This window comes from Ectopseudomonas toyotomiensis (genome assembly GCF_017167985.1).
Lineage (GTDB): Bacteria > Pseudomonadota > Gammaproteobacteria > Pseudomonadales > Pseudomonadaceae > Aquipseudomonas > Aquipseudomonas toyotomiensis.
Genome location: NZ_CP070505.1, coordinates 3,096,848 through 3,111,125 on the forward strand (window position 1 = coordinate 3,096,848; position 14,278 = coordinate 3,111,125).

Sequence of the window (14,278 nt, forward strand, 5' to 3'; positions counted from 1 at the left end):
CCCCAACCCTCTCCCCGGAGGGGCGAGGGGGCCGAGCGCGGCACGCGATCCACCGCGTGGGTCGCGATTCCTCTTACGGAGCACCTTATGAGCAAACTGCAATGCATTTCCCCCATCGACGGTTCGGTCTACGTCGAGCGTCATCTGGCGTCCAATCCCGAGGTGCTGGTCGCGCTGGCCAAGGCCGAGCTGGCGCAGCAGGCCTGGAAGCAGACTCCGCTGCGTGAGCGTATCGCCATCGGCCGGCGCGCCATCGAAGCCTTCGCTGCACGTGAGGCGCAGTTGGCCGAAGAGTTGTGCTGGATGATGGGCCGGCCGATCCGTTACGCCGCCGGCGAGATCCGTGGTTTCGTCGAACGTGCCAGCCATATGGCCGATATCGCCGAGGGCTCACTGGCCGATATCCGCCTGCCGGAAAAGGCCGGTTTCACCCGTTTCATTCGCCGCGAGCCGCTGGGCTTGGCGTTGATCATCGCGCCCTGGAACTACCCCTATCTGACCGCCGTCAACGCGGTGATGCCGGCGCTGTTGGCGGGCAACGTGGTGCTGCTCAAACACTCGGCGCAAACGCCGCTGTGTGCCGAACGCATGGTTGAGGCCTTCGCCGAGGCCGGTCTGCCCGAAGGCGTGTTCCAGTACTTGCACCTGAGCCACGGCGAGACCGAGGCGCTGATTCGCTCGCCGAGTATCGACCACGTTGCCTTCACCGGTTCGGTACCCGGCGGGGCCATGGTCGAACGCGCTGCTGCAGGACGCTTCATCAGCGTCGGCCTGGAACTGGGTGGCAAGGACCCGGCCTACGTTCGGGCCGACGCCGATCTGCAGCACGCGGTGGAAACCGCCATCGACGGCGCCTTCTTCAATTCCGGGCAGTCTTGCTGCGGCATCGAGCGCATCTACGTGCACGAGTCGCTTTTCGATGAGTTCGTCGAGCGCGCCGTGGCGCTGGTACGCCAATACAAACTGGGGCGTTCGGACGACCCGGAGACCACCCTCGGCCCGCTGGTGCGCAGCGACGCCGCCGACTTCGTCCGCGCCCAGATCGCCGAGGCGGTGGAGCAGGGCGCCAGGGCGCATATCGACCCGGCCGAGTTTCCCCTGGATGCGCCAGGTACGCCCTACATGGCGCCGCAGGTACTGACCAACGTCAACCATGAAATGCGCGTGATGACCGAGGAGTCCTTCGGCCCGGTGGTGGGTATCCAGAAGGTCGCCAGCGACGAGGAGGCGCTGGCGCTGATGAACGACAGCGAGTTCGGCCTGACCGCGGCGATATTCAGTCGCGACGTCGATGCCGCCATGGCCCTGGCTGATCGGGTGGAGGCCGGCACGGTGTTTCTCAACCGCTGCGACTACCTCGACCCCGGTCTGGGCTGGACTGGGGTGAAGCACTCCGGGCGCGGCTGCACCCTCTCAAGGGTCGGTTATGAGCAACTGACCCGGCCGAAATCCTTCCACTTCAAGACTCAGCTGTGAGGCGTTCAATGACTCTCGATCAGTACCGTATGAACTGGAACTACCCGACCTCGATGCGCGTCGGCGTCGGCCGCATCAGCGAGCTGGCCGAGGCCTGCCGTCAGCTCGGCATGCGCGCGCCGCTGCTGTGCACCGACCCCGGTCTGGCCGCGCTGCCGATGATCGACGCGGCGCTGCGTCAGTGTCGCGATGCAGGCTTGAACGCAGGGCTGTTCTCGGCGATCAAGGGCAACCCTACCGGCGCCAACGTGATGGACGGTGTGGCCGCGTTCAAGGCCGGCGGTCATGACGGGGTGATCGCCTTTGGCGGCGGCTCGGCGCTGGATGCCGGCAAGGCCATCGCCCTGATGGTCGGCCAGGAGCGGCCGTTGTGGGATTTCGAGGACGTCGGCGACAACGCCAGCCGGGTCAATGTCGCTGGCATGGCGCCGGTGGTGGCAGTGCCGACCACCGCCGGCACCGGCTCGGAAGTCGGCCGCGCCTCGGTGATCACCGATGACGCGGCGCATATCAAGCGCATCATCTTCCACGCGCGCATGCTGCCGGCGCTGGTGATTCTCGACCCCGAACTGACCGTCGGACTGCCGGCCAAGATCACCGCCGCCACCGGTATGGACGCCCTGTCGCACAGCCTGGAGGCGTTCTGCTCGCCGCTGTTTCATCCCATGGCCGAGGGGATCGCCCTGGAAGGCATGCGCCTGGTGCAGCAGTACCTGCCGCGTGCAGTGGCGCAGGGCATCGATGTCGAGGCGCGGCTGCAGATGCTGGTGGCCTCGAGCATGGGGGCCACTGCCTTCCAGCGTGGCCTCGGCGCCATGCATGCGCTGGCGCATCCGCTGGGAGCGCTGTACGACGCCCACCACGGCCTGCTCAACGCAGTGCTGATGCCCTACGTGCTGGTAGCCAACCGTGCGGTGATCGAGCCGCAAATGGAGAAAATGGCGCGCTACCTGGCGTTGCCGGGCGGCGGCTTCGATGCGGTGCTGGAGTGGGTGTTGGCGCTGCGCAGTGATGTGGGTATTGCCCACAGCCTGGGCGAGATCGGTATAGACGATGCGCGTATCGAGCAGGTCGGGTGCATGGCTGAAGTCGATCCATCGGCCGGCACCAACCCCATCGCCTTCAGCGCCGCGCAGTACAGCGCGTTGTTCGAGAAGGCGCTGCGTGGGGCCTTGTAGCCCGGATGCAATCCGCGAGCGGCAGCCCTCTCCCCCAACCCCTCTCCCGCAAGCGGGAGAGGGGGAGCAGTGCAGCACGAGTTTGATTCTGGCTGCAGATAGCCCCCTCTCCCATTTATGGGAGAGGGTTGGGGAGAGGGAAAAAACGGTGGCTTATTCCCCCGCCAGCTCTGCCTGCAAGGCTTCCAGCGCTGGCGCGGCATAGATGCCCACTTCCACCGCCAGCTCCATCACCCGCGGCAGATCGCTGGCGTACACCAGTACCGCCTGCAGCTCGTCGTCCAGCGGTTCGCTGAAGTCCACCAGCACATAGCCGCCGGTTTCCGGCGACAGCGCCGAGAGCTGCACCTGAATACGGTTGAGCGCCTTGAGCGGTTCGGTCTTGGCCAGTTGCTTGGGCTTGAGCACGAACTGCACTTGTGGGCCGAAGGACTCGGTGATGCGCTGGAACAGCTCTTCATAGCTGTCGGCCTGGAACAGCACGGTATCCGGCAGGCTGCCGACCACCACCCATTCGCCCAGCGGGATAGGGAATTCGTCGTCGTAATTGACGTCCGGGTTGGCGGCGAGGAAGGCGGTCGGGTCGGCGTAAGCCTGGGTGGCCTCGTCGGCGATACGGGCGATCTCGTCCTCGGGCAGGCAGCCGGAGCTTATCTTGGCGATCAGTTCTTCCAGCTGGGCTTTCATCGAGGCATTCCTGTTCGGGGGGCAAAGGCGCGCAGGATAAGTCAAAGCGCGCTGCGCTAGAAGTAGGCCAGCAGGCGGCCCAGGCTCATCACCAGCAGCCAGATCAGAAGCGACAGCGCCGCCTGCAGCCGACCTAACAGTGGTGCGTGCGTATCCCAGTTGCCCAGCCGAGCACTCCATAGCTGGCGAAACAGCAGGGCGTTGCCAATACCCATGGCAATCAGCAGCAGCTTGAGTTGTAGCAGTCCATCGGCGCTCAGAGGTCCCGCGTCGGCGGCGAACAGGCAGAAACCGCTGCCAAGCAGCAACACAAGACCGAACACTGCCAGTGGCGTCAGCGCCCGCGACACGGCAGGCAGGGAGAAAGTACGGCCGGCGCCTAGCAAACGCGCATCGAGTAGCAGCATGGGCCCAAGCAGCAACACCAGGCCAAGCAGATGCAGCAGGTTGAGCGCCGGGTAGAGCAGTGCCGAGCTGCGCATCTGCTCGCCCAGCGCCGTGGCTTCGAGCCAGGCGGCCCAGGCGATCAGACTGTCCATCTAGCGCAGTTCGATGGTGCGCCCGTCGACGATGATGCGTTCGGCGCGGATCTCCGCGGTGCCGTCCTTGCGCGGGTAGCCGACTATGGTCACGGTCTTGCCCGCCGTCAGGTCGGATTCCGGCAGCCCACGCGCCTGCAGGCGGCTGATCGGGGCGAGGATCACCTGCCAGGTGCGCCCGTCGTGCTCGATGCTCACGTCGGCGTGCGGGTTGCGGTAGTTGACGGTCTGTAGTGGCACTTCCAGGGTCAGGAGCTGATCGGCGTCGTAGGAGCTCCAGCCATGGTGAGCCTGGGCGAGGGCAGCGGTCAGCAGCAGGCCAAGTGTGGTGGTGAGGAGCAGCAGTTTCTTCAGCATGGCGATCACCCGGTGGGCTGATTGAACACCGGGTAAACCTAGACCCTGTAACTGATGCTGCGGCGGACGGGCAGCATTTGGAAACAGAATGAGGCGGTCAGATGCCTCAGCCGTAGCGTTTCTTCGCTTCGATGGCCAGGCCACTGCCGATGCTGCCGAAGGTATTACCTTCCACACTGCGCGCGTTGGGCAGCATGGCTGCCACGCTCTGGCGCAGCGCCGGCACGCCGCTGGAGCCGCCGGTGAAGAACAGGGTGTCGACCTGATCGGCGCTGACTCCGGCATCGGCGAGCAATTGCGTGAGGCTGGCGCGGATGCGTTCGAGCAGCGGCTCGATGGCGTTCTCGAACAGCGGGCGGGTCAGCTCGGCGACCAGTCCCGGCTCCACGCGTGACAGGTCGATGGGCCGTGCGTCCTGCTCGCTGAGGGCGATCTTGCTCTCTTCCACCTGCATCGCCAGCCAGTGCCCGGCGCGCTGTTCGATCAGACCGAACAGGCGGTCGATGCCGGTGGCGTCGACGATGTCGTAGCGCATGTTCTGCAGAGCAAGCTGGGTCTTCTGCGCGTACAGCGCGTTGATGGTGTGCCAGGTCGCCAGGTTGAGGTGATAGCTGGTGGGCATGAACGCGTCGCTCTTCATCCGGCTGCCGTAGCCGAACAGCGGCATGACGCCGGCCAGCGACAGTTGCTTGTCGAAGTCGGTCCCGCCGATGTGCACGCCTCCGGTGGCAAGGATGTCTTCCTGGCGCTCGGCCAGGTGGTGGCGCTCGGGTGCCAGGCGCACCAGGGAGAAGTCCGAGGTACCGCCGCCGATGTCGACGATCAGCACCAGCTCCTCGCGGTCCAGATTCGACTCGTAGTCGAAGGCTGCTGCGATGGGCTCGTACTGGAACGACACGTCCTTGAAGCCGAGCTTGTGCGCCACGGCCACCAGGGTGTTCTGCGCTTCCTGATCGGCAGCCGTGTCGTCATCGACGAAGAATACCGGGCGGCCCAGCACCACTTCCTCGAAGGCACGCTCAGCCTGGGCTTCGGCACGCTTCTTCAGCTCGCCGATGAAGAAACCGAGCAGGTCCTTGAATGGCAGGGCGCTGCCCAGCACGGTGGTTTCGCTCTTCAGCAGCTTGGAGCCCAGCAGGCTTTTCAACGAGCGCATCAGACGCCCTTCATAGCCTTCCAGATACTCGTGCAGGGCCAGGCGGCCATAAACCGGGCGGCGCTCCTCGATGTTGAAGAAGATCACCGAGGGCAGGGTGATCTTGCAGTCTTCCAGTGCTAGCAAACTGTCCTGGCCGGGACGCAGCCAGCCGACAGTGGAATTGGAGGTGCCGAAGTCGATGCCGCAGGCGCGGGCAGGAGTGGAAAAGGACATGGAACGCAGAGCCGCAAAAATGGCCGCGCATTCTATGTCAGTAGCGCGGCGACGGCGAGTCGTCAGGACGGCAGGTTGCCGCTCTGCTGCTTGCTCTTCCACTGGCTCCACTCGAAGCCCAGCACTACCAGTAGCGACAGGGCGAAGGGCAGCAGCAGGTAGAACACGCGAAACACGATCAGCGCGGCCAGCACGTCGGCGGCGGGAATTTCTGGCAGGGCCGCCAGGAAGGTCACTTCCAGCACACCCAGGCCACCTGGTGCGTGGGACAGCAGCGCCAGCGAAAAGGAGGCGAGGAATACGCCGAGCACGATCAGATAGCCGGGGTGATTGTCGGCTGGCAGGGCGAAATAGATGATCGCCGCCGCACAGAGCAATTCCAGCGGGCCAGCTAGCAACTGCCGACCGACGATAGGCAGGCGCGGATATTCCACGTGCAGCTTGCCCAGGGTCCAGGGTTTGAACTGGCGCCAGGAGCCCAGCACGTAGAGGCCGACCAGGCTCAGCAGCACACTGCCGATGACCACCGAGACCAGCGGCGTGATGTTGGCGACCCGGTGGATCAGGTCGGGTTGGGCGATCAATACGCAGCCGCTGGCCAGCAGGGTGCCAAGGGCGAAGGTGAAGGAGCAGAAGACGATGAGGATGCCGATTTCCTGAGGCGTCAGGCCCTTGCTGCGATAGGCGCGATAGCGCACCACGGCACCGGAGAACACCGAGGCACCGATATTGTGGGCCAGGGCATAGGTGGTGAAGGAGCACAGGGTGATGAAACGCCAGGGAATCTGCTTGCCGAGGTGGGCGACGGCGATGCGGTCGTACCAGGCCAGTGCCCAGTAGGCACCGAGGGTGGCGGCGGCGGCGAGCAGCCAGTTCATGTGGGAGATCGCCTCGAGGCTGCCCTTGATCTGGTCGAGGGAAATGTTGGCCAACTCGCGGTAGAGCAGGAAGCCAGACAGCACCACGGCACTGAGCCCGATCAGCGTCCAGATCAGGTCGCTGCGCTTCAGTTTGGGTTTGGCTTCTACGACAGACACCGCTATTCCTCGCTCACCAGGCCCGGGGTAGTGGGGCCGTATGCCTCTGACGAGGCGGCTGTTCACCGGCTTGCCGGCCGCTCGCAACGGCCGTTGGCGGATCGTGCTCGCGCGGCGCGCTGCGCAGTATCAGGGAGCCGCCGCCAGTACTCAACTGGCAAGCATGCAGACGCCCCTCAATAGTTGTGTCAGCGATTGTTCCGATATGTTCATATCCAGGTCAGGGTCAGCGCTGCCAGCACCGCGTAGCGGCCGGCTTTGGCCAGGGTGACGATGAGCAGGAATATCCACAGGCGTTCGCGCATCACACCAGCGACCAGCGTCAATGGGTCGCCGATCACCGGCATCCAGCTGAGTAGCAATGACCAGCGCCCGTAACGGGCGTACCAGGCCTGCGCCTGCTGCAAGCGGGCCGGGCTGACGGGAAACCAGCGCCGTTCCCGATGGTGCTCGATGGAGCGGCCCAGCAGCCAGTTGACCCAGGAGCCCAGCACATTGCCCAGGGTAGCTACCAGCAGCAAGGCCCAGAGCGGATGCTGGCCGGCCAGCAGGAGGGCGACCAGCACGGCTTCGGACTGCAGCGGCAGCAGCGTCGCCGCGCCGAAGGCAGAAAGAAACAGTGCCGGATAGGCGGACAGACTCAGCATGACAGGAGCGCGCCGGCCGCAGGGCCGGCGGGGGTCAGGACTGCGATTCCTGGCCGCTGTTGGCCATGATCTCTTCCAGGCTCAGGCCGGTCAGGCCGTGAATGGTCTTCCACAGGTAGTAGAAGATGGCCATCAGCATGATCATCGAGGGAATGGCGATCATCGGGTAGCTGAGCAGGGTCATGCGCCCCAGTTCATCATTGAAGGCCTCGGTGCCGGCCGGGCTGACCACGATCCACTTGGCCAGCACGTAGTTCATGAACGAGGAGAAGAAGAAGGTGCCGCTGAGCCAGTAGGTTGCGCGCATCAGACGCGTCTCGAAGTGCTCGACGTGGCCGCCTTGCTCCAGGCGATCATGGATCTTGTCGATATTGAGCACCGTCTTGTTGAACAGCAGGGTGCGGATCAGCGGGTAGCGGGTGCGGGTGGAGACCAGCACGGCAATGCCGATCAGGCCGGGAATCAGCGCTTCCTTGACTGCCAGCCACTGAGTGTCGAGCTTGAGCAGGCCGATACCGCCGGTCAGCGCTACGCTGATCAGGCCGAGCAGGGCGATGAAGTTGAATTTGCGATATTTGATCAGCTCGAACGCGCCCCAGCCCAGCGGGAACGCCAGGGCCAGTATCAGTGCGCCATCGGCGCCGAGGCGGTGCTCGCCACTGAGCTTCATCAGGATGAACGAGGGAATCAGGATGCTGATGGCCAGGTCGATCAGCGGGCGGGGCTTGTGCGTCGGGGTACGGCTGTCAGTAGTGGCGGTCATGGTAGCTGGAGTCTGCGTAGGAAGGCCGATGATCGCCTGCCCGGCGCGCCAGGGCTAGCCCGACCGTCGGTTTTGAATGTGAAAAAGTATGAGTCGACAGCCATCCGACAGGAGAGAAGAGCTGGCTGGCGATGCTAAAGTGATGGCAGGCCTGGGAGTCGAACATGCCAAGAATCATCCCTTTCATTTGCCTGTTGCTGGCTGCTGTTTTCCTGACGCCTGTGCCGGCCTGGGCGCGGGACTGCATCGGTATGGTGCCGGCCGGCACATCGGCGTTCTGGAGCGAGCTGGAAGCCGGCGCGAGACGCACCGCTGACGATCTGCAATTGGAACTCTATACGCGCGGCCCGACCCAGGAGGGCAGCGTCGAGGTGCAATTGCAGCTGATAGATCGTGTGCTTGCACAGGGCTGCAAGGCGCTGATCATCGCCCCGGCTGGCGATGCCATCGATACCCGGATAGCGGCCTTGCGTGACGAAGGTATTCCCACCGTCTATGTCGACCGCGGCGTTGCGGGAGATGGCGCTTATGCGCTGGTGGCGACCGACAACTTCCTCGCAGGTCAGTTGGCCGGGCAACAACTGGCCGAGCGTCTCGGGCAGGGTGGCAGGGTCGGGGTGTTGCGTTTGCGTCCCGGGCTGCAATCGACCGAGGAGCGTGAGCGCGGCTTTCTGCTGGCGGCACAGGCGTCAGGGTTGCAGGTGGTATTCGACACCTACCTGGGTGATGACCGCCAGCGCATCGCCGATGCCCTGAGTGAGCAGTTGCCCAGGCTCGACGGCCTGTTCAGCCCCAATGGCACCAGCAGCCGGGCGACACTGGCGGCTCTGCGCCAGTTGGGCAAGGCCGGTACGGTGGACTTCGTCGGCTTCGATGGAGGCGAACTGCTGTTCGATGCCGTGAGACAAGGACAGATTCACGCCCTGTTGCTTCAGCAGCCGCAGGCCATGGGTGATCATGCGGTGCGCCTGGTGCATCGGGCCCTGAGTGGCGAACGCGCCATTTCACGCCTGCAACTGTTGCTCGAGCCACGGGTACTGACCGCCAGGGAATTGGCCGATATGACCGCGCCGCAACAGCCTTGGTGATGGGCACAGCGCGGGTTTATGATCCTTGTCCTGGCCGCCCTGAATTCGCTGTAGGGCGCGCTCTAGACGGTGGCGTGCAATGAACCTGAAGTACCTGCTCGCAGCTCTGTTGTTCTGCAGTTTTTGCGTCCACGTGACGGCTGCCGAGTTGCGGCTGTATACCGAAGACTATCGACCGTTCAGCTATCTTGAGAATGGCAGGCCGAGTGGCATGGCTGTGGCGGTGGTCGAAGAGTTGATCCGCCGTACCGGTGAGCAGGCGCGCATCGAACTGGTGCCCTGGACACGCGGCTACCACCAGGTTCGTCATCAGGCCGACACCGCGTTGTTTTCTACCGTGCGCACGGCGCAGCGCGAAGCCGAGTTTCAGTGGGTCGGGCCGATCGCGCGAGGCTATACGCGCTTCTACACGCACAAGGATGCCGGGCTGCGAGTCACCAGCCTGGACGACGTGCGCCAGCTCGGCACCCTTGCGGTGCCCAAGCAGTGGTACAGCTACGAACTGCTGCGTGAGCAGGAGCTGGATAACCTGTATGGCGTGCCGACGCCTCAGGACATGCTGCGCATGTTTCGCCATGGCCGGGTCAAGCTGCTGCTGGCCAACAACCTGACCCTCGACGGCATGCTTGCCGAACAGGGCATGCATGCCGGGCAGCTGCAGGCGCAGTTCGACCTGATGCCCAATGACTCCTATATCGCCTTTTCCCTGCAGACGGATGCCGCTCGTGTCGCGCGATGGCAGCAAGCGCTGCAGCAGATGCGTCATGACGGTAGCCTGGAGCGGATCTATCGACACTGGTTTCCGACGGTCGATGAGCGGACGTTGGTCGATTTGCTGCGCCTCGAGTGAAGCGGCTGCATGGCGCTCCACGTCTTGCTAGGCTGCAAGCGGGAGGGGCGGTGATGGCCAAGTGTATTAATCAATGGCTGTGTATCCTGCTGCTGGTGCTGTGCGCTCCAGCGGCGGCACAGCTGCGTCTGCTCACCGAGGATGCCCCGCCGATGAGCTTCTTGCGCGAGGGCGAGCCCAGCGGTTTCTCCGTCGAGGTGGTCAGAGCGTTGCTGGCGCGCACCGGCGACAACGGTCAGATCGAACTGATGCCCTGGACGCGAGCATTGCATCTGGCTCAACAGGAGGAAGATGTCGCGCTGTTTTCCACCGTGCGTACTGCCGAGCGCGAGAACAGATTTCAGTGGGTCGGGCCCATCGTGGTCGGCACCACCAGCTTCTATTCGCTCAAGTCGCGCGACCTGGTCATCGACACCTTGGAGCAGGCCGCGGCCAGCGGGCCACTGGCGCTGCCCAAGCAGTGGTACACCTTCGAGACCCTCAGCGCGAGGGGCTTTACCAACCTCTACGGCGTGCCCAGTTCGAAACAGATGGTGACCATGCTCAAGCATGGCCGGGTCAACCTGATTGCTACCGAAGACCTGACCCTGGCTGGCGAGCTGGCTGCTGTCGATCTCAAACCGCAGGACGTCACCGCGCACGTGCCGTTCATGCGCTCGGCCTATTACATCGCTTTCTCCCCGCAGACTTCGGTGGTGCGTGTGGTGCGCTGGCAGCGCGCCTTGCAGCAGATGCATGAGGACGGCAGCCTCGCGGCGATCCTCGGGCGTTGGCTGCCGCATGCGCCGATGCCGCCCATCGCTCCGTAGCGCCTCGCGTGACGACTGGTTAACCTGAGCGCTGAAATCTACCGAGTTCGATCATGTCGCGTCGTCATCTCACTCTCGATCTGCGCAGTCGCGCCGACTTGTTCGCTCACCTTGGTGCGATGGAACGGGCCGGTGTGCCCATTGATCGGGCGCTGTTCAGTCTGGATCTCGGCACGCGCCACGAGGCCGCCGTGAAGCGCTTGCGGCAGATGGTCGGCGGTGGACGCGACCTGGCGAGTTCCGGCCAGTTGAGTGGCGTGTTCACGCCACTGGAAAGTGGCCTGATACGCGCCGCGCAAGAAGCCGGTGCACTGGCGCATGTCTACGAGCAGCTGGCGCAGCGCTACGATGAGCAGGCGCGTCATGCCGCAGAGTTGAAGTCACGTCTTCTGCTGCCCGCCGGGGTTTTGCTGCTGGCGCTGGCGGTCAAGCCCTTGCCTTCTCTGGTCGCTGGCAGCCTGAGTGGTGCAGGTTACCTGGCGGCCGTTCTGCTGCCGGTGTTGTGGCTGGCTGCGCTGTTGTTCGGTGCGCGCGCTTTGTGGCGACGCTGGCAGCAGTGGCGAAGCGATCAGCCAGGTCCGCTCGACGATCTTCTGCTGGCCCTGCCGATATTGGGCAGCCTGCAGTTGCGAGCGGATATTCGTAACTTCTGCGACAGCCTCGGGCTGTTGCTGGAGGCGGGCATGCCGGTGCTCGATGCCTTGCCGCGTGCCTGCAATGCCGTGACCAATGCACGGCTGCGGCGGGATTTCGCCAACCTGGCACCACGTGTTGCGGCTGGGCAGTCGTTGGTGCGGGCGTTCGACGGGCTGAGTTTTCATGGCAAAGCCATGCTCATCGGCGTGCTCAATACCGGCGAAGCGACCGGCCGGCCAGGCGAGGCGCTGCTGCGTTTCGCCCGCCTGCAGGCGCAGCAGCTGGCTGCGAGCCAACAGATGCTGGCGAGCTGGGCGCCACGGCTGTTCTATTTGGCGGTCGCCGGCTGGATGGCATACGGCCTGCTGACCGGTGGCGGTTTCTTCCCGGCCCTGCCCGCGGAGCTGGCTGGCCGATAATTTGCTGGTTATCGACCACGGCGGTCCGTTTGAAAGCTGGCAGCAAGTGCCTTGCGCTAGCATTCGTCACGTCTACGCCATTACTAAAAAGAGAAAAAAGCGATTCAACCGACTTTGGAATACGCCCCATGCCCATCCTGCAACGTGCATCCCACCATGAGCTACGCAGTGCCTTTCGTGCCCTGCTGGCTTCCGACCGCTGTTACCACACGGCTTCGGTCTTCGATCCCATGTCCGCCCGCATCGCCGCCGATCTCGACTTCGAGGTCGGTATTCTCGGCGGCTCCGTCGCCTCCCTGCAGGTACTCGGTGCGCCGGACTTCGCCCTGATCACTCTCAGCGAATTCGTCGAGCAGGCCGCGCGCATCGGCCGCGTCGCGCGTTTGCCGGTGATCGCCGATGCCGACCACGGCTACGGCAATGCGCTCAATGTGATGCGCACCGTGGTCGAGCTGGAACGCGCCGGAGTCGCCGCGCTGACCATCGAAGACACCCTGCTGCCGGCCCAGTTCGGCCGCAAGTCCACCGACCTGATCTCCATCGAGGAAGGCGTCGGCAAGATCCTCGCTGCGCTGGAGGCGCGTGTCGATCCGGAGCTCTCGATCATCGCCCGTACCCATGCCGGCGTACTGGAGGTGGACGAAGTGATCCGCCGCACTCGCGCCTATGAGGCTGCAGGCGCCGACGGCATCTGCCTGGTCGGGATCAAGGATTTCGCCCATCTCGAGCAGATCGCCGCAGGCCTCAAGGTGCCGCTGATGCTGGTCACCTACGGCAACCCCGAGCTGCGCGACAACCAACGCCTGGCGCGTTTGGGCGTGCGCATCGTGGTCAACGGCCACGCCGCCTACTTCGCCGCGATCAAGGCCACCTACGACTGTCTGCGTGAGCAGCGCGGTGCGCAGCCGTGCGACCTCAACGCCACCGAGCTGACCCACAAGTACACCATGCCCGAGGACTACATCCTTTGGGCCAAGGAGTTCATGGAAGTCCGCGAGTAGCCTGTCGCGACCGGCTGCACTTGCACTTCGCATTCTCCGGGCGCATATCTGTTCGGAGAGTGCGAGGAGGTCGAACATGGCAGGTGGTTGGGCGAACGACGACGCAGTGCAGGAGCAGATCGACAGCAGCATCGAGGACGCCGTTGCGCGTGCTCGCAGCCAGCTACCGAAGGGTGAGAGCCTGCGTCATTGCGAGGAGTGCGATGCTGTCATTCCCGAGGCCCGGCGTCAGGCAATTCCCGGCGTGCGCCTGTGCGTCAATTGCCAAGCCGAGCACGACCGAGAGAACGCCGCCTACAGCGGCTATAACCGTCGCGGTAGCAAGGACAGCCAGTTGCGTTGAAACCTCAGAACAGCGCGCCGATATAGACTGCGCCGCCAATCCCCGCCTGGATGCCAAGATTGGCTCCTGCCATCACCAGGGCTCCACTCGCGGACTGCATCAGCTTGCGGGTCAGTATCGGCGAGATGGTGAGGTTGGCTGCTGGAGTTGTATTCGCCAGCATCGCTGCCGCCAGTAGCTTCGGGTCCAGACCGAACAGCATGGCCGTTGCGGATACGCCTAGCGCAACACCCCCGCCTGCTTCCACGTACATGCAGGGGCCGACGATATCGTCGCGGGTGAGGTCGTCAGCCGTGAGGTCGTCGGCGACGAACACCGCGCCGTCGCTGGGGAAGGCTTCTGCTGCCCCGACTCCACCGACACTCTTGCCCTTGATCTTGATATCCACTTTGCCGAAGCGCGGCAGTTTGGCCCCTATGCCAATGCCAGCACCGATGCCGCTGTAGTGTAGTTTGACGTTCTCGCCGGTTGGCGAACGCAGGGTTATCGAACCGCCGCTACCGGCAACAAAGGCCACGGTCAGGCCGCCGCCACTGGCCGTGACGTAGTCCCAGCGGCTGGGGTTGACGGGCAGGGGGATGGTCATCATCGACATTTTCGCTTCCTTGTGAAGTTTGCTCAGACGCTTTCGTGAGGCGCGCGTCTGAAGAGGGTCAGCAGCCCGCTGACCATGAAGACGGAGCCCAGCAGCCCAAGAAGGACCGAGGTTCCCCAAAGTGCGCCGAAGTCATCGATCACGGCAGAGGTGGCCGGTGCCTCGGCCCGGTAGTAGACCTTTACCGGCATGCCAACCTGATAGCCGTAAATCCAACCGCCTTGGGGGTAGGAAATACGGGTACCGCTTTCGTCGGTGAAGGCTATCTCCGGGTGGGAGCCGCCTGCATTGAGGGAGGCGACATTACCTTCGGCCTGAAGGGCGGATTTCAGGAAATCCACGCGAGAAGAGGTCTGCACGACCGTTGCTGTGAGCAGTACAAGACCTGCCAAGTTGAAGAGGCCGCCCTTGAGCAGGCGAGATGGAGTAGTGGGCATCCTGTGGTATTCCTGATCTTCCATGAACATTGCCAGAGAATTCT

General features: G+C 64.0%; 17 protein-coding genes. 8 read left to right on the plus strand and 9 right to left on the minus strand.

The features are described 5' to 3' along the window. Positions 1-87: 87 nt before the first annotated feature. Both JWV26_RS14225 and JWV26_RS14230 read left to right on the plus strand, forming a co-directional pair. Positions 88-1,476: an aldehyde dehydrogenase family protein gene (locus JWV26_RS14225; RefSeq protein WP_206417132.1), complete on the plus strand. Its 1,389-nt coding sequence runs from the start codon at positions 88-90 to the stop codon at positions 1,474-1,476. Between the two features lie 8 nt (positions 1,477-1,484). Then, on the plus strand, positions 1,485-2,654 hold the full coding sequence (locus tag JWV26_RS14230) for an iron-containing alcohol dehydrogenase (protein ID WP_206417133.1): 1,170 nt from the start codon (positions 1,485-1,487) through the stop codon (positions 2,652-2,654). Positions 2,655-2,807: 153 nt separating this feature from the next. Here the strand turns inward: JWV26_RS14230 and JWV26_RS14235 are convergent, their stop codons facing one another. The 7 genes from JWV26_RS14235 to JWV26_RS14265 form a co-directional block, all read right to left on the minus strand. Continuing rightward, entirely contained in the window at positions 2,808-3,341 is a 534-nt protein-coding gene (locus JWV26_RS14235) for a hypothetical protein (protein WP_206417134.1), read from the minus strand. Between the two features lie 56 nt (positions 3,342-3,397). Then, on the minus strand, positions 3,398-3,880 hold the full coding sequence (locus tag JWV26_RS14240) for a hypothetical protein (protein WP_206417135.1): 483 nt from the start codon (positions 3,878-3,880) through the stop codon (positions 3,398-3,400). Continuing rightward, complete coding sequence (locus JWV26_RS14245; protein ID WP_072423754.1) at positions 3,881-4,237, minus strand: DUF6152 family protein; 357 nt, start codon at positions 4,235-4,237, stop codon at positions 3,881-3,883. It abuts the gene before it with no gap. A gap of 106 nt (positions 4,238-4,343) precedes the next feature. Continuing rightward, a complete protein-coding gene (locus tag JWV26_RS14250) occupies positions 4,344-5,609 on the minus strand; it encodes an Hsp70 family protein (RefSeq protein ID WP_206417136.1) in 1,266 nt (421 codons plus the stop codon). Between the two features lie 62 nt (positions 5,610-5,671). Beyond that, complete coding sequence (locus tag JWV26_RS14255) at positions 5,672-6,646, minus strand: lysylphosphatidylglycerol synthase transmembrane domain-containing protein (RefSeq protein ID WP_206417137.1); 975 nt, start codon at positions 6,644-6,646, stop codon at positions 5,672-5,674. 209 nt (positions 6,647-6,855) lie between these two features. After that, complete coding sequence (locus JWV26_RS14260) at positions 6,856-7,293, minus strand: YqaA family protein (protein ID WP_206417138.1); 438 nt, start codon at positions 7,291-7,293, stop codon at positions 6,856-6,858. A 34-nt stretch (positions 7,294-7,327) separates the two neighbouring features. Beyond that, positions 7,328-8,056, minus strand: a complete 729-nt coding sequence (locus tag JWV26_RS14265) for a VC0807 family protein (RefSeq protein WP_072423230.1) — start codon at positions 8,054-8,056, stop codon at positions 7,328-7,330. A 164-nt stretch (positions 8,057-8,220) separates the two neighbouring features. On the opposite strand from JWV26_RS14265, the gene JWV26_RS14270 reads away from it, so the two are divergent. The 6 genes from JWV26_RS14270 to JWV26_RS14295 all read left to right on the plus strand — a co-directional run bounded on the left by JWV26_RS14270 (position 8,221) and on the right by JWV26_RS14295 (position 13,202). Then, positions 8,221-9,144 (plus strand): substrate-binding domain-containing protein, encoded by a 924-nt coding sequence (locus JWV26_RS14270; protein ID WP_079784679.1) that lies wholly within the window; start codon positions 8,221-8,223, stop codon positions 9,142-9,144. A 79-nt stretch (positions 9,145-9,223) separates the two neighbouring features. Continuing rightward, complete coding sequence (locus tag JWV26_RS14275; protein ID WP_206417139.1) at positions 9,224-9,994, plus strand: substrate-binding periplasmic protein; 771 nt, start codon at positions 9,224-9,226, stop codon at positions 9,992-9,994. A gap of 53 nt (positions 9,995-10,047) precedes the next feature. Beyond that, positions 10,048-10,803, plus strand: a complete 756-nt coding sequence (locus JWV26_RS14280; protein WP_206417140.1) for a substrate-binding periplasmic protein — start codon at positions 10,048-10,050, stop codon at positions 10,801-10,803. A 53-nt stretch (positions 10,804-10,856) separates the two neighbouring features. Next, on the plus strand, positions 10,857-11,858 hold the full coding sequence (locus JWV26_RS14285) for a type II secretion system F family protein (RefSeq protein ID WP_206417141.1): 1,002 nt from the start codon (positions 10,857-10,859) through the stop codon (positions 11,856-11,858). Positions 11,859-11,995: 137 nt separating this feature from the next. Then, positions 11,996-12,859, plus strand: coding sequence for an isocitrate lyase/PEP mutase family protein (locus JWV26_RS14290; RefSeq protein WP_092380492.1), 864 nt, complete (start codon positions 11,996-11,998; stop codon positions 12,857-12,859). A gap of 76 nt (positions 12,860-12,935) precedes the next feature. Then, positions 12,936-13,202 (plus strand): DksA/TraR family C4-type zinc finger protein, encoded by a 267-nt coding sequence (locus tag JWV26_RS14295; protein WP_206417142.1) that lies wholly within the window; start codon positions 12,936-12,938, stop codon positions 13,200-13,202. Between the two features lie 4 nt (positions 13,203-13,206). Here JWV26_RS14295 and JWV26_RS14300 read toward each other — a convergent pair whose 3' ends face one another. After that, positions 13,207-13,797 (minus strand): hypothetical protein, encoded by a 591-nt coding sequence (locus JWV26_RS14300; RefSeq protein WP_092379810.1) that lies wholly within the window; start codon positions 13,795-13,797, stop codon positions 13,207-13,209. Between the two features lie 23 nt (positions 13,798-13,820). Beyond that, complete coding sequence (locus tag JWV26_RS14305; RefSeq protein WP_092380495.1) at positions 13,821-14,234, minus strand: DUF3592 domain-containing protein; 414 nt, start codon at positions 14,232-14,234, stop codon at positions 13,821-13,823. Positions 14,235-14,278: the final 44 nt, after the last annotated feature.